Genomic DNA, 14774 nt, shown 5'->3' with positions numbered 1-14774 from the left:
CTATTGAAAAAACAGGGTAACACACTTCGGGAAACGGCTGAATTCAACGGATGAACGGCCACGGGAAACCGTGACCGGGAGAGCGTCAGTCCTGGACGGTGATCCAGCGCTGCTGTTGATGGCTTTGAACCATCGCGTCAATAATGAACATGATATTCGCGCCATCGTGGAAGGTGGCAAAGTTGCCGACATCGGTGCCCGGCTGCTTGCCCGCCTGAATGTAACGGTAGAAGTTAAGCATCATGTTTTTAAAGGCATCTGGCCAGCCTTCGATATGCCCACCGGGGAAATGCGCCGTCGCGGCGACATCCGGGTTCAGCAAAGAGGGGTCGTCCGACAGACGCTGATTCGGCCCGTCGCGCTGGCCGAGCCATAACGTTTGCGGGGCTTCCTGATCCCAGCCCAGGGAGAGTTTGCTGGCGTTGATCTCAAACGCCAGGCGATTTTTACGTCCGGCGCTGACCTGCGATACCGTCATGCTGCCTTTGCTGCCGTCGTCGAAACGCAGCAGGACAGAAGCAAAATCTTCGGTTTCCACCGCCACCTCCTGATAGTCTTCCGCTGCCTTGCCCGAGGTGAAGGTGCTGCCGTCGCTAAGGCTGGCTTTCCGGCTTGGATGAACGATGGCGAAATCCGCCATAACGGCGCTGATTTTACGCCCGGTGACAAATTGCAGGGTATCGCACCAGTGCGAACCAATATCCGCCACGGTGCGCGACACGCCCCCTTTATCCGGCAGAATACGCCAGTTAAAGTCCGTGTCATGCAGCATCCAGTCCTGTAAATAGCTGCCGTGAACCGCAAAAATACGCCCGGCCTGCTGATGACGGATCATACTGGCCGCCTGCTGCACCATCGCGAACTGTCGATAGACAAAACTCACCGCATGCACCACGCCCGCCTGTTCTGCCAGCGTCACCAGTTCGCGTGCTTCGGCGGCCGTCATACAGAGTGGCTTCTCGGAGAAGACGTGTTTTCCCGCCAGCAGAATCTGCCGGTTGATTGCCGCATGCAGATGGTTTGGCGTGCAGTTGTGCACCACCGACAGCCCCGGATGCTGGAGCAGTTCGGCCACATCGCCATAGGCAAAAGGCACGTTGTACTGCTGTGCTTTCTCCTGCGCTACCACCAGTGAACTGTCGCACAGTGCGACCACCTCAACGAAACCAAGGCGACGGATCGCCTCAATATGCGCCGGGCCAATGAAGCCCGACCCGACAATGCCCACTTTAATCATGTGAGTTGACTCCTGTGATGCCCAGCATCGAACGAATGGCGGTATCGGACTCGCCGGTAGCGGCGAAATCATCAAACGCGCGGTCGGCGACCGGAATAATATTCTGAGCAATAAACTGGGCCCCTTCGCGGGCGCCCGTGGCGGCGTCTTTCAGGCAGCACTCCCACTCCAGCACCGCCCAGCCGTCATAGCCGTACTGCGCCAGTTTGCTGAAAATGGCCTTGAAATCGATCTGCCCGTCGCCAGGTGAACGGAAGCGCCCGGCGCGCTCAATCCATGTCTGGTAGCCGCCATAAACGCCGCTGCGCCCTGATGGGGTAAACTCCGCATCCTTGACGTGAAAAGCTTTAATTCTGCTGTGATAAATATCGATAAAGGCCAGATAATCCATCTGTTGCAGCAGCATATGGCTGGGATCAAACAGGATATTGCAGCGCGGATGGTGGTCCACTGCGGCGAGGAAACGCTCAAAACTGATGCCATCGTGCAGATCTTCTGACGGATGCAGCTCGTAGCAGACGTCCACTCCGTGATGGTCGAAAACGTCGAGGATCGGCTTCCAGCGCACGGCCAGCTCGCTGAACGCGGTATCAATCAGTGCGGCTTTACGCGGTGGCCACGGATAGAAATAGGGCCAGGCCAGTGCACCGGAAAAGGTGGCGTGCGCCGTCAGCCCCAGGCGGGCAGACGCCTGCGCCGCCTGCATCAGTACCCCAGTGGCCCACTGCTGGCGGGCGCGGGGATCTTCCAGATGGGTGGACAGCTCGCTGATCGTCAGCCCGTATGCCGCCAGGCGTTCACGAATATCATCGCAATAGCTCTGGCTGTTCGCCGCTTTTTCCACATCGAAAATGTGCGGGTGATTACAGGGGATCTGCAACGCCTTGAAACCTAAATCCGCCGCCCACTGTGCGAGGTTATCCAGCGTATTAAAGGGCGCATCCTGGCCGATAAACTGTGACAGGAACAAACCCGGGCCTTTTAATGTCTTCATTGGTTCTTTGTAGCGGAACGAGAACAGGAAGATCACGGCGATCACCAGCGCGGCAACGGCCGGGATTAACCAGAACGTCGTCCAGTCACTCAGTGCATGCGGGCTCCCCGCCGTGAACAGATGGTTGTACAGCGCGCCGGAGATTTGCGAACCCAGCAGCATGCCGATGCCGTAGGTGAACATCACAATCAGGCTCTGCGCCTGGCCTTTCACCTGGGTGCCGGCCACGCGGTCGGTGTAGATAAAACCGATAACAAAGAAGAAGTCGTAGCAGACCCCGTGCAGCAGGATCCCGGCGTACAACAGCCAGCGCGCTTCATCGCTCACGCCATAAGCAAACATCATGTAGCGCACGAACCACGCCACCATGCCGATCAGCAGCATGTATTTCACCCCCAGCCGGCGGAACAGCAGCGGGATAATCAGCATAAAGACGATTTCCGACATCTGACCGAAGGACATCGCGCTGCTGACATCCTGGATACCGACATCGGAAAGGAAGGTGGCGGTAAAGGCGTAATAGGTGCCCAGCGGGATAGAGATCAGCGTGGCGCAGAGAGCGAAAATCAGGAAGTGACTCTGCTTCAGCAGGCTGAAGGCATCCGCACAGAACAGGTCCCGTACCCGGAACGGCAGGCCTTTGGCCGGAGCAGGGGTGTGCGGCAGCGTCAGGCTGTAGGCAGCCAGCAGCACCGAACAGGCGGCAGCCAGCTGGAAGATCATCACGCTAGCGGAAATCCCACTGACGCCAATGCAGATCCCGGCAACAATCCAGCCGATGGTGCCGAACACACGCACCACAGGGAAACTTTTCTCACTGTTGCTCAGACTGTGAAACGCAATATTGTTGGTGAGTGCCAGCGTCGGCATGTAGCACAGCGTATAAGCGAACAGCAGCACAATCAGCAGCGAACCGTTTTGTGCTTCCAGCGCGCCGGGCACAAACCACAGGATCACAGCACCCGCCAGATGCAGCAGCGCCATCACTTTCTGCGAGGGGAAGAAACGGTCAACGATCATCCCCAGGACAAACGGCGAGAGGATCGAGGCAATCGGCCCGGCGGAGAAGGCATCGCCAATGATCGTCCCAAGGTTATGTTGGGTCATCACCAGGCCCAGCGTCACCGACCAGGTGCCCCAGATAAAGAACTGTAAAAACATCATTAATGCCAGGCGTGGCACCAGTAAAACCTGTTTACTGCCCGCAACGCCTGCATGCTCAACGGAAGAAACCATCGTCAGACCCCTTCATAAAGTAATCGATTACAATTAATCTCACGCACAATGTAATCGATTACTTTTATGCTTTCCTGTGGCATTGCTGCGAAGTGCGAGGCGAGTCACAATCAATCAGCTAAGATTGAGGCTGGTTCATGATCTGGAGATCGCAATGAGTAAGGTATTTATTATTGGTGCGGCAGGCAATGTGGGCCGCCGTCTGGTCAGCCAGCTGGCACAGCGCGGGCATCAGCCGGTGGCACTTCACCGCCATCCCGAACAGGGTGAAGAACTGCAAAAGCTCGGTGCCCAAAGCGCGCCGGGGGACCTGACACGGCTGACCGTGGCCGGGCTCAGCGAGTTACTGCGCGGCTGCGACAGCGTGATATTTACCGCCGGTGCGGGGGGGAAAGGAGGGAAGGAAACCACGCAGGCCATCGATGGTAAAGGACTGGAGCTGGCCGTGGCGGCGGCGCAGCAGGCGGGCGTTTCACGTTTTCTGCTGGTGTCCGCTTTTCCTGAAGCCGGGCGCGCTAAGACAATTTCAGAGACCTTTGAATATTACATGGCAGTGAAGAAACAGGCCGATGTCCATCTCGCCGCCAGCGACCTTGACTGGGTGATCCTGCGCCCTGGCACGCTGACTGACGAGGCCGGAACGGGCCGCGTGAATGCCGGGCTGGCGATCCCTTACGGGAATATATCGCGCGATAACGTCGCCGCCGCGCTGGTGGCGCTGGTTGAACAGCCGCAGGTGTCGCACAAGCTTATTGAACTGACCGACGGCGATACGCCGGTGGATCCGGCTATCGGACGTCTGGCCGGGGAAGCATAAAATGAAGTTATTGCTGGCAGGAGCAACGGGACTGGTAGGCGGACAGGTTTTACGCCTGGCACTGCAAGATGAACGCGTCACATCGGTAGTGGCTCCGGTACGGCGGGCGCTGCCTGCACATCCTAAACTGCTGGCCCCGGTGGTCAATTTTGACAGCCTGCCGTGGAACGAACCCTGGTGGCAGGCCGATGCAATGGTCTGCACGTTAGGTACCACCATGAAAAAGGCACAAACGCGTGAGGCATTTAAGCGGGTTGATTACCATTACCCGCTGGCGATTGCGCGTCAGGCAAAAGCGCAGGGTGTTCAGACCTGTGTACTGAACTCGGCTACCGGTGCTTCTATCGCGTCGTGCTTTTTTTACAATCGGGTCAAAGGGGAGCTGGAGCGCGATCTTGCGCAGCTCGGGTTTGATTCACTGACGCTGGTGCGCCCGGGCCTGATTGGCGGAGAGCGTGAGGAAGCGCGGACGATGGAGGCACTGATGATGAGCTTCCTGCGGGTGGCGGGGCCGCTGCTGCCAAAACGGATGCGCCTTAATCCGGCACAGAATATTGCGCGTGCGCTGCTGGACGCGGCGCTGACACCACGGAAAGGCGTGCATATTGTCCCGGCGGCGGCATTATCGGACTGAGGGCAGGGTGAGAAAAAATGGAAATGGAAATATGAATTTAGTCACTGGAAAAAACAAAATCCTCGCTTTTAAAATTCTTTTCTCACTGACTGGCTGCCTGGTTGTCGTTGTCGTCCATCAACTGGGGTATCAGTGGTATATGGAACATTATCGGCCGCGAAGCCGAGGTGTGACTTTGGGATTTGTTAAGTTTTATATGCAATATGCTGTTATGCCGTTTATTTTCGTCTCATCTTTCTTGAAAGTTACGTTTTCACTTGCCGTTATGACTTTTATTTTTATATTGATGTTTTATGCCTGGTACGAAACTAACCCTCTCCGGGTATTATTGATGTTCATTTCAGGGTTGGCTGGCTATGGTTTTATCCTGCTATGTGTTTTGTTTGAAAAGAAAAAACTATCCAGGTGGTTTCTTAAAGATAAGTAATCAGTAAAACGTTTGAAACCGGTCAGCGTCATTATCATGATATTTCCAGAGGAGAGATGGGCTGGATGGCACCCCCGGAGTTCCTTCCGTGGCGCCATCAAAAAAATCTGCCCGTCAGTCACTCATCCAGCTCTCGCCGGTGATCGTCCCCCCGCAGTGTCATCAGCGCAGCGATGCTGATCACCGCAGTCGCCATCACATAAAATGCCGGGATGTCGTTGTTGCCGGTCTGCTTGATCAAGCCGCTGATAATCAACCCGGCGCAACCGGAGAAGATTGCATTGGAGAGCGAATAGGCCAGCCCCAGTCCGGTATAGCGCACCCGGGTAGGGAACATCTCAGACAACATCGCAGGCCCCGGCCCGGCCAGCAGTCCCACCAGTCCTCCGGCAAACAGCACCACCAGGCACTTCACCCACAAGCCGATATCGGGCATCTGCAATACCTTCAGCAAAGGCCAGGCGAAAATCAGTAACATCACGCTGGCAAACACCATCACGTTACGACGACCGAGGTGGTCGCTGAGCATCCCGGCGGGTAAAATCGTCAGGGCAAAGCCGATATTGGAGAGCACGGCAATCACCAGCGCCTGATTCAGCCCGGTATGCAACACTGACTGTAAATAGGTTGGCATCACCACCAGATAGGTGTAGCCCGCTGCTGACCACACCATTACCCGGCCGATACCGAGCAGGATCACCCGTAACACCAGTCGGCCGCCTGGCGCGCGGTGCTCAACGCTGGCCTTGCTGAAGGTGGGTGTTTCTTCCAGCTGCATCCGCAGCCAGAGCGCCACCAGGCCCAGCGGCAGCGCCGTCAGGAAGGGAATGCGCCAGCCCCAGCTGTGCAGCGCCTCACTGCTCAGGGTTGCCGTCAGCACCGCCACCATCGCCGCCCCGGCCAGCAGGCCAAAGGCCACGGTCAGCGACTGCCATGCACCGTATAACCCTCTTTTCCCTTTTGGCGCAAACTCGGTCATCAGTGACACGGCGCCGCCGTACTCACCCCCGGCAAACAGGCCCTGAAGAATGCGCAATAGAGTAATAATCAGTGGAGCAGCCAGACCGACAGAGGCATAAACAGGCACCAGGCCTATCGCCGCTGTCGCCAGCGTCATCAGTATCAGCACCGCGATCAGCGTGGGTTTCCGGCCAATTCTGTCGCCGATGCGACCAAAAACAATCGCCCCCAGCGGCCGGAAGAAAAAGGCAATAGCGAAGGAGGCCCAGGTGAGGATGATCCCGGTCAGTTCAGATTCGCCCTGTAAGGTAAAAAAGTTACGGGCAATCACCGTGGCGAGAAAGCCATACACGGCAAACTCATACCACTCGATAAAGTTGCCGACGGCACCGGCAATCAGCGCCTTTCTGCGGACAGATTCAGACTGTGTCATGGTTCTCAGCACCTTATGATGAATAAAACAGCGTACTGCAAGGGTAGACAGGCAAACCGTTACCGACAATGCATTGTTTTAACGGGAAGTGATGACCGGGTGTCAGTATCGGGATGCACACTTCTGATGCAGTCTGCCAGAAAATGATGCCCCATAAACGAACGTGAGCGTTCACGCGTTATTAATAACCTCTTGTTTTGCAGTGAAAACCCTCCTGGCATAACTCTTGCTTTATCTTTTCCAAGCAGCAGCGTTATACCGATCACTGAACACAATAGCAGGCTAGGGTTCCGGTCCACGACGTGGATGACTGGTCCGAGAGCTGGCGACCTCGGTTGGGGTTACACGGCGGGATAAAAGCCCGGGAGACAGCAACACCACTGGTGTAGCGCTGCCCCGTATTATCCGCCAACACCGAGGTTACAATGAAATTTTCCCACATCCTCAGCATTTGCCTTCTCAGCGTCACCGCGCTGGTTAGCGTTCCTACCCAGGCCGCCCCTAAGAAAGAGTTCAATGTCTGCTGGACCATTTACGCAGGCTGGATGCCATGGGGCCAGATTGCCTCTTCCGGCATCATCGATAAGTGGGCGGCGAAATACGGCATTAAAATCCACGTCACTCAGCTCAACGACTATATCGAATCCATCAATCAGTACACCGCCGGACAGTTTGACGGCTGCACGATGACCAATATGGATGCGCTGACCATTCCCGCCGCCGGTGGCGTGGACTCCACCGCGCTGATCCTGGGCAGCTATTCCGAAGGCAACGACGGTGTGGTGCTGAAGGGGAAAGGCAAAACGCTGAACGACCTGAAAGGCATGAAGGTCTATCTGCCTGAGCTGTCGGTATCGCATTACCTGCTGGTACGCGGCCTGGAAAAAGCCGGATTGCAGGAAAAAGACGTTACGGTGGTTAACACCTCGGATGCCGATATTGTCTCTGCTTTCGCCACCAAGGGCGTGCAGGCCGCTGTCGCCTGGAACCCGCAGCTGTCGGTGATCAAAAACACCCCCAACACCAGCGAAGTGTTTGAGTCTTCACAGGTGCCCGGCGAGCTGATCGACATGATGGTGGTGAACAGCGCAGTACTGAAAGATAACCCGGCACTGGGTAAAGCACTGACGGGTGCCTGGTATGAAATGATGGCGCAGATGAAAGCGGGCGATAAAGACGCGCTGAGCGCGATGGCCGTCGCCTCCGGTACCGATCTCAGCGGCTATCAGGCCCAGCTCAAAACCACCCATCTGTTTTACACCCCGGCCGACAACCTGAAGTTTGTCACCGATGCCGAACTGGCGAAAACCATGCAGCGTGTGGCGAACTTCTCCTTTGAAAAAGGCCTGCTCGGCGATGGCGCGCAGAGTGCGGATTTCATCGGCATGAGCTTCCCCGGCAACGTGACCCTGGGCGACAACAGCAATATCAAACTGCGTTTCGACGACAGCTATCTGAAGATGGCGGCTGCCGGCACGCTGTGATCATCACTCTGAGGAGGCCAAACGATGCGGCAAATTAATCGACACCCTGAAAAGGGCCTGCACCTGATGCTGATTCTGCTGCCCTTTGTGCTGGTGATCGCCGCGTACTTTATCGGTTCTGCGGTGCGGCTGGAGGCCAACCCCCACGACAAGCTGTTACCGGGACTGGGGCAGATGGCCGATGCGGTTTGGCGGATGGCATTTACCCCGGATAAACGCAGTGGCGAATACCTGTTGTGGATGGACACCGCCGTCAGTCTCGGCAGGCTGCTGATCGGGCTGGGCATCGCCTCACTGCTGGGGCTGTGCTTTGGTATCGCCTCCGGGGTTTTCCCTATGTGGCGATCGCCGCTGTCGTCGTTTATGACGGTGGTCTCGATGGTCCCGCCGCTGGCGATCCTCCCGGTGCTGTTTATCGTCTTCGGCCTCGATGAACTGTCGAAAATTATGCTGATCGTCATTGGGATTACACCCATGCTGGCGCGTGACCTTGAGCAGCGGGCGCGGGAAATTCCGGTGGAGATCCTGATTAAGGCGCAGACCCTCGGGGCCAACAGCTGGACAGTGGTGCTGCGGGTGGTCTTACCGCAGCTGTTAACCCGGTTGCTGACCTCACTGCGCCTGCTGCTGGGATCGGCCTGGTTGTTCCTGATCTCCGCAGAAGCCATCTCATCCACCGCCGGGCTGGGCTACCGCATCTTCCTGGTGCGCAGGTACATGGCAATGGACGTCATTCTGCCGTACGTCATCTGGATCACGCTGCTGGCGTGGCTGATGGACCTCGGGCTGCGCCACCTTAACCGGCTGTGCTTGCCCTGGGCACAGGGAGAAAAATCATGAGTTTTATCGATATCAACCATATCTGGCAGGAGTACGGCAACCACGTGGTGCTGGAGAACCTCAACCTGAGCATTAACGAAGGGGAGTTCTGCACCATGGTCGGGGCCTCTGGCTGCGGGAAATCGACGTTTCTGCGCCTGCTACTGGGCCAGGAGAAACCGAGTCGAGGCACCATCCTGCTGGAAGGCCAGCCGCTGACGCCAGAGCCGGACGCCAGCCGTGGCGTCGTGTTTCAGCGCTACTCCGTGTTCCCCCATCTGAATGTGCTGGATAACGTCGCCATCGGGCTGGAACTGCCGCAGGCAGCGTTTCTCGGGCGTCTGTTTGGACGGCGTAAAAAAGCGGCACGTGAACAGGCCGCTGAGATGCTGGAGCGGGTTGGACTGGGGCATGCACTGGAGAAGTATCCGGCCCAGCTCTCCGGCGGCATGCAACAGCGGCTGGCGATCGCCCAGGCCTTTATTATGCGCCCGCGCATTCTGTTGCTGGATGAACCGTTCGGCGCGCTCGATCCCGGCATTCGCAAGGATATGCACAGTCTGCTGCTCTCGCTGTGGCAGGAAACTCAGCTGACGGTGTTTATGGTCACCCACGACCTGTCAGAAGGCTTCAACCTCGGCACCCGCCTGCTGGTGTTCGACAAAGTCCGCATCGACCCCCATGAGCCCAACGCATGGGGAGCGCGCGTGACCTACGATTTGCCGCTGAATGAAACTCGCCTGCGGCAGCGTCAGCAGCCGGGTGTGGTGATCCCGTACCCGGCACTGGCAGCACAATCATTTAACCCGGAGATTTCACATGACACATCCCTATGAAGAAACGTTACCCGGCGGCGGTCATACCTCGTTTGTGGTGAAACAGGGGCAGAGCCTGCGTTTGACGGACATCGAGGGGGGCGCCAATGTCAGCCTGATGCTGTTTAACGCCCATGAGAAAAGCGAGCGGCTGAACCTGCCGGACACGTTGAAAGGGCAACACACCGCGCGGCTGGGCGCAGGGCACTGCCTCTACTCCGATATGGGCCGCGTGCTGGCGGCCATCGTCACTGACACCTGTGGCTGGCACGACAGCTTCGGTGGCGTGTTGAACGCGGAGGAAGTGGCGGAAAAATACGGTCAGGGGCGCTATCAGGAACGGCGCAATGGTTTCCATCGCAACGGGATGGATAACCTGCTGATCGAGATGGGTAAATGGAATCTCAACCTCGAAGATCTGCACATGGTGCTCAATCTGTTCAGCAAAGTGACGGTAGATGAGCAGGGCGCATTCACCTTCCATCCGCAGCACTCCGCCCCCGGCAGCGTGGTAGAGCTGTATGCGCCGATGGATATCCTGGTGGTGCTGACTGCGCTGCCGCACCCGATGGACCCAAACCAGGAATACACGCCACGTCCGGTACGGCTTGCGCTGATGCCTGCCAGCGATCCGGCAGGGCTGACGCTGTGCAAAACCTCGCGCCCGGAAAATCTGCGCGCCTTCCAGAATATTGAGCGCTTTGTCGTATAAGGAGCCACCCGATGACGTTAACCACCAGTGACAAAAACCCTGCCGATGCGGTCTATCGCCACACGATCCCGGCGGGAGAGCCGTTCCTGTTTGAGGTAAAAAAAGGCCAGACGGTGCGTCTGCACGATCTGGAAGGTAACCAGGCGGTGGATACGCTGTTTTACCGCGCCGCCAGCCCGCGTGAGCGCTATGACGCCCAGCGCACGTTACGCCGTCAAAACAATGCTTATCTGACCTGCGGCAGCGTGCTTTATTCCAACCTCGGCAACCCGCTGCTGACCCTTGTTGCCGACACCTGTGGCCGCCACGATACGCTTGGCGGAGCCTGTGCGCAGGAAAGTAACACCGTGCGCTATCACGCCGATACGCGCTATATGCACAGCTGCCGCGATAACTTCCTCTGCGCCTGCCTGCACGACGGGCGGCTGAACAAGCGCGATATCACTGCCAACATTAACTTCTTTATGAATGTACCGGTGACGCCTGAGGGCGGCCTGACGTTTGAAGACGGGATCTCTGCCGCCGGGAAATACGTGGAACTGCGCGCGGAATGCGACGTGATTGTGCTGATCTCCAACTGCCCGCAGCTGAATAATCCCTGCAACGGCTGGAACCCCACCGCTGCCGAAGTGCTGGTGTGGAACTGATTGCTGATACTCAGCTGAGAAAATGCATTTTCCCCTGAGGACGACCTCAGGCGGCCAGGATTCTGGCGGGACGGCCCGCCCTGATGTGAGTCTGCCTCTATGTTTACAAATTGCTAATCGTGGCGCGATTGCGTGCCGTATTTTGCGTACGCTGCGTGCGATGGACGTTACTGGCGTGGCGGTCTTCACCGAAGCGGATGCCACCAGCCTGCATATCCGCGAGGCCGATGAGGCCATCAGCCTCGGCGACGGTCCGGCGGCGCAAACCTATCTGGTGGTGGAAAAAATCATTGCTGCAGCTCTGGAGAGTGGTGCCCAGGCGATCCACCCCGGCTACGGTTTTCTCTCGGAAAATGCCGCCTTTGCCGACGCCTGTGACGCAGCGGGCATCGCCTTTGTTGGCCCCACGGCAGAACAACTGCGGCTGTTTGGCTTAAAACATACGGCGCGTGCGCTGGCGCGAGAGCAGCAGATCCCGCTGCTGGAAGGGCTGACGGCGGCCCGCCAGGTGGGATACCCGGTGATGCTGAAAAGCACCGCCGGCGGGGGCGGCATCGGTATGCGCGTCTGTCACGATGCCGAGGGGCTGAGCCAGGCGTTTGATGCAGTGAAGCGTCTTGGTCAGAACAACTTCAGCGATGCGGGTGTGTTTATCGAAAAATACATCGAACGCGCGCGGCATCTCGAAGTGCAGATTTTCGGTGACGGACAGGGCGAGGTGATTGCGCTGGGCGTGCGCGACTGCTCCGTGCAGCGCCGCAATCAGAAAGTGATTGAAGAAACCCCGGCACCGAATCTGCCGGCCGGGATGGCGGAGGCGCTGTGCAGCGCGGCCATCACGCTGGCAAAAGCGGTGAACTACCGCAGTGCAGGTACGGTGGAGTTTGTTTACGACAGTGCGGTGCAGCAGTTCTGGTTCCTGGAGGTGAATACCCGGCTTCAGGTAGAGCACGGCGTGACTGAACAGGTTTGGGGCGTGGATCTGGTGCACTGGATGATTGCGCTGGCCGCAGGCACGCTGCCGCCGCTGAAGGAACTTTCCGTGACATTGTCACCTTCAGGTCATGCCATTCAGGCCCGTGTCTATGCGGAAGATCCGGGCCGCCAGTTCCAGCCTTCACCTGGGCTGCTCACCGACGTCAGTTTCCCGCCTGCCGACGGCGAAGCACTGCGTATTGATACCTGGGTGGAGTCCGGCTGCGACGTTCCGGCGTTCTTCGATCCGCTGCTGGCGAAAATCATCACCTGCTGCGCCACCCGCGAACAGGCCATCGCCGCGCTGGACAGCGCACTGAACGATACGCGTCTGTACGGCGTGGAGGTCAACCGTCAGTACCTGCAACAGATCCTGCACGCCGCGCCATTTGCCAGCGGAGAACCCTGGACGCGCTTTCTGGATGCCTTGCACTATCAGGCCACCACCGTTGAGGTGATGAGCGCCGGAACCCAGACTACGGTGCAGGATTTCCCCGGTCGCCTGGGGTACTGGGCGGTTGGTGTGCCGCCGTCCGGGCCGATGGATGATCGTGCATTGCGCTTCGGCAATCGCCTGCTGAACAACGCCGCCGATGCGGCTGCGCTCGAGATCACCCTGAGCGGCCCGACGCTGCGCTTTAACACCGCCAGCGTGGCGGTGGTGTGTGGTGCAACGCTGCCGATTACGCTGGATGGCAACGCGGTGCCGGATTATCTGGGCAGCAAAAGTACCTTTACCCTTGGCCAGTTTGGTGGCCACGCGGGCCGGGCTTTGCGCACCGGGGACGTGCTGCACCTTGCCGAACTCAGCGATAGCTCGGCAGGTGTAACGCTGCCTGCGGCACTGACCCCGGCGCTGCCCGCCATCCGTACGCTGCGAGTGATCTACGGACCCCATGCGGCACCGGAATATTTCACCCCTGGCTATATCGACACCTTCTTTGCCACCGACTGGGAAGTACACTTTAACTCCAGCCGCACCGGGGTGCGCCTGATTGGCCCGAAACCGGAGTGGGTGCGTGACAGCGGCGGCGAGGCCGGGCTGCATCCCTCCAATATTCACGACAACCCGTATGCGGTGGGCGCGGTCGACTTTACCGGGGATATGCCGGTTATTCTCGGCCCGGATGGCCCAAGCCTCGGCGGTTTTGTCTGCCCGGTCACCATCATCGAGGCCGACCTGTGGCAGGTGGGCCAGCTTAAAGCGGGCGACCGTCTGCGCTTTGTTCCGGTAAATATCACCACAGCGCGCCAGCTGAACGCTGCACGTCATACCGAACTGCAACAGCTCGCCCCGGTGGAAGCGGTCTGGCAGGCCTCAGCGCCCTGGTAGCCCGGCTCTCCGGGGATACTCATCTGCTGCTGGAGATTGGTGCCCCGGAGCTGGACCTGGTGCTGCGTTTTCGCGGTCATGCGCTGATGCAGGCGCTGGAGGCGCTTACCCATCCGGCGATGATCGACCTGACGCCCGGTATCCGCTCACTGCAAATCCACTATCAGCCGGACGTACTGCCGCAGGAGGAACTGCTGACGATAGTTCGGGACGGCAGTCGGTAAGCAGTCAGGAGGATTTGCGCGTACCTTCCCGCGTGGTCTGGCTGCCGCTCTCCTGGGATGATCCGGCCTGTCAGCTGGCGATTGATAAATACATGACCACGGTGCGCCGCGACGCCCCCTGGTGCCCGAGCAATCTGGAGTTTATTCGCCGCATCAACGATCTGCCGGATATCGATGCGGTGTTCAACACGGTGTTTGCCGCAAACTATCTGGTGATGGGGCTGGGGGATGTTTACCTTGGTGCACCGGTAGCCACACCGCTCGATCCGCGCCATCGCCTGGTCACCACCAAATACAACCCGGCGCGCACATGGACGGCGGAAAACTCGGTCGGTATCGGCGGGGCGTATCTGTGCGTTTACGGCATGGAAGGGCCGGGCGGCTATCAGTTTGTCGGGCGCACGCTGCAAATGTGGAATCGCTACCGCGACGTCGCCGACTTTGGCGGCAAGCCCTGGCTGCTGCGCTTCTTTGACCAGATTAAGTTTTACCCGGTGTCATCCGAAGAGCTGCTGCGCATCCGCCGTGATTTCCCGCTGGGTCGCTACCCGCTGCGTATTGAGCAGACCGAACTGGCGCTGGCCGACTATCAGCAGTTCCTGGCGGAGCAGGCGACGGGCATCAGCGACTTCCGTCAGCATCAGCAGTCGGCCTTTAATGCCGAACGCGAGCGCTGGATCGCCAGCGGTCAGGCACATTTTGACAGTCAGGAGGCGGTAGGGGATGTTACCGAAGAAGCGGTACTGCCGGAAGGCATGCTGGCCGTGGAGAGCGCGATTACCGGCAATCTGTGGCAGGTGAAGTGCGCAGTGGGTGACAGTGTCACGCAAGGTGATGTGCTGGTGATTATCGAAGCGATGAAAATGGAGATCCCGCTGCTGGCACCCGTCAGTGGGGTGATTGAGTCCATCCGGGTGGAACCGGGGTCATCGGTGCGGGCAGGGCAATGTGTGGTGGTGATGGGCGTTTAACGCCCGGCATTCGGGTTATATACCCAAGGAAGTGCGGCAGCATGGCCACCGCACAA

At 58.4% G+C, this 14774-nt stretch carries 11 protein-coding genes, 2 pseudogenes and 1 riboswitch; of the genes and pseudogenes, 9 read left to right on the top strand and 4 right to left on the bottom strand.

The window, feature by feature from the left end:
- Positions 1–85: 85 nt before the first annotated feature.
- The 3 genes and pseudogenes from WH277_RS18365 to WH277_RS18355 form a co-directional block, all read right to left on the bottom strand.
- Positions 86–1237 (bottom strand): Gfo/Idh/MocA family protein, encoded by a 1152-nt coding sequence (locus tag WH277_RS18365; protein WP_212812709.1) that lies wholly within the window; start codon positions 1235–1237, stop codon positions 86–88.
- Positions 1230–2231 (bottom strand): sugar phosphate isomerase/epimerase family protein, encoded by a 1002-nt coding sequence (locus WH277_RS18360; RefSeq protein WP_339506418.1) that lies wholly within the window; start codon positions 2229–2231, stop codon positions 1230–1232. Before WH277_RS18360 ends, WH277_RS18365 begins: the two co-directional genes overlap by 8 nt.
- Before the next feature lie 3 nt (positions 2232–2234).
- Positions 2235–3467: pseudogene (locus WH277_RS18355) on the bottom strand (MFS transporter); the annotation flags it as partial.
- 154 nt (positions 3468–3621) lie between these two features.
- Between WH277_RS18355 and WH277_RS18350 the strand changes: the two are divergent.
- The 3 genes from WH277_RS18350 to WH277_RS18340 are packed head-to-tail and all read left to right on the top strand — an operon-like array spanning position 3622 to position 5345.
- Entirely contained in the window at positions 3622–4284 is a 663-nt protein-coding gene (locus tag WH277_RS18350) for an NAD(P)H-binding protein (protein ID WP_133842051.1), read from the top strand.
- Position 4285: 1 nt separating this feature from the next.
- Positions 4286–4918, top strand: a complete 633-nt coding sequence (locus WH277_RS18345; RefSeq protein WP_339506227.1) for an NAD-dependent dehydratase — start codon at positions 4286–4288, stop codon at positions 4916–4918.
- A 31-nt stretch (positions 4919–4949) separates the two neighbouring features.
- A complete protein-coding gene (locus tag WH277_RS18340; protein ID WP_212815410.1) occupies positions 4950–5345 on the top strand; it encodes a hypothetical protein in 396 nt (131 codons plus the stop codon).
- 118 nt (positions 5346–5463) lie between these two features.
- On the opposite strand, the gene WH277_RS18335 is transcribed toward WH277_RS18340, so the two are convergent.
- On the bottom strand, positions 5464–6738 hold the full coding sequence (locus tag WH277_RS18335) for an MFS transporter (RefSeq protein WP_339506224.1): 1275 nt from the start codon (positions 6736–6738) through the stop codon (positions 5464–5466).
- A gap of 271 nt (positions 6739–7009) precedes the next feature.
- A riboswitch (guanidine-I (ykkC/yxkD leader) is annotated at positions 7010–7108 on the top strand.
- A 55-nt stretch (positions 7109–7163) separates the two neighbouring features.
- Here WH277_RS18335 and WH277_RS18330 point away from each other — a divergent pair.
- The 6 genes and pseudogenes from WH277_RS18330 (at position 7164) to WH277_RS18305 (ending at position 14718) form a co-directional block, all read left to right on the top strand.
- Positions 7164–8222, top strand: a complete 1059-nt coding sequence (locus WH277_RS18330) for a putative urea ABC transporter substrate-binding protein (protein ID WP_339506222.1) — start codon at positions 7164–7166, stop codon at positions 8220–8222.
- Positions 8223–8246: 24 nt separating this feature from the next.
- A complete protein-coding gene (locus tag WH277_RS18325) occupies positions 8247–9062 on the top strand; it encodes an ABC transporter permease (protein WP_339506220.1) in 816 nt (271 codons plus the stop codon).
- Complete coding sequence (locus WH277_RS18320; RefSeq protein WP_133842057.1) at positions 9059–9877, top strand: ABC transporter ATP-binding protein; 819 nt, start codon at positions 9059–9061, stop codon at positions 9875–9877. Before WH277_RS18325 ends, WH277_RS18320 begins: the two co-directional genes overlap by 4 nt.
- The gene (locus WH277_RS18315) at positions 9861–10568 is read left to right on the top strand and encodes an urea amidolyase associated protein UAAP1 (protein ID WP_133842058.1); all 708 of its coding nucleotides are present in this window, start codon (positions 9861–9863) and stop codon (positions 10566–10568) included. The genes WH277_RS18320 and WH277_RS18315 overlap by 17 nt, the downstream gene beginning before the upstream one ends.
- Before the next feature lie 11 nt (positions 10569–10579).
- On the top strand, positions 10580–11215 hold the full coding sequence (locus WH277_RS18310; protein WP_133842059.1) for an urea amidolyase associated protein UAAP2: 636 nt from the start codon (positions 10580–10582) through the stop codon (positions 11213–11215).
- A 91-nt stretch (positions 11216–11306) separates the two neighbouring features.
- Positions 11307–14718: pseudogene (locus WH277_RS18305) on the top strand (ATP-binding protein).
- Positions 14719–14774: the final 56 nt, after the last annotated feature.

The sequence above is a fragment of the Erwinia sp. MYb416 genome, from assembly GCF_037479575.1.
Taxonomy (GTDB): Bacteria; Pseudomonadota; Gammaproteobacteria; order Enterobacterales; family Enterobacteriaceae; genus Erwinia; species Erwinia rhapontici.
This window is presented reverse-complemented; position numbering and strand designations above follow the sequence as displayed.

Coding starts and splice junctions, on each gene's coding strand:
- WH277_RS18365 (WP_212812709.1), bottom strand. CDS start 1,237: ATGATTAAAGTGGGCATTGTCGGGTCGGGCTTCATTGGCCCGGCGCAT.
- WH277_RS18360 (WP_339506418.1), bottom strand. CDS start 2,231: ATGAAGACATTAAAAGGCCCGGGTTTGTTCCTGTCACAGTTTATCGGC.
- WH277_RS18350 (WP_133842051.1), top strand. CDS start 3,622: ATGAGTAAGGTATTTATTATTGGTGCGGCAGGCAATGTGGGCCGCCGT.
- WH277_RS18345 (WP_339506227.1), top strand. CDS start 4,286: ATGAAGTTATTGCTGGCAGGAGCAACGGGACTGGTAGGCGGACAGGTT.
- WH277_RS18340 (WP_212815410.1), top strand. CDS start 4,950: ATGAATTTAGTCACTGGAAAAAACAAAATCCTCGCTTTTAAAATTCTT.
- WH277_RS18335 (WP_339506224.1), bottom strand. CDS start 6,738: ATGACACAGTCTGAATCTGTCCGCAGAAAGGCGCTGATTGCCGGTGCC.
- WH277_RS18330 (WP_339506222.1), top strand. CDS start 7,164: ATGAAATTTTCCCACATCCTCAGCATTTGCCTTCTCAGCGTCACCGCG.
- WH277_RS18325 (WP_339506220.1), top strand. CDS start 8,247: ATGCGGCAAATTAATCGACACCCTGAAAAGGGCCTGCACCTGATGCTG.
- WH277_RS18320 (WP_133842057.1), top strand. CDS start 9,059: ATGAGTTTTATCGATATCAACCATATCTGGCAGGAGTACGGCAACCAC.
- WH277_RS18315 (WP_133842058.1), top strand. CDS start 9,861: ATGACACATCCCTATGAAGAAACGTTACCCGGCGGCGGTCATACCTCG.
- WH277_RS18310 (WP_133842059.1), top strand. CDS start 10,580: ATGACGTTAACCACCAGTGACAAAAACCCTGCCGATGCGGTCTATCGC.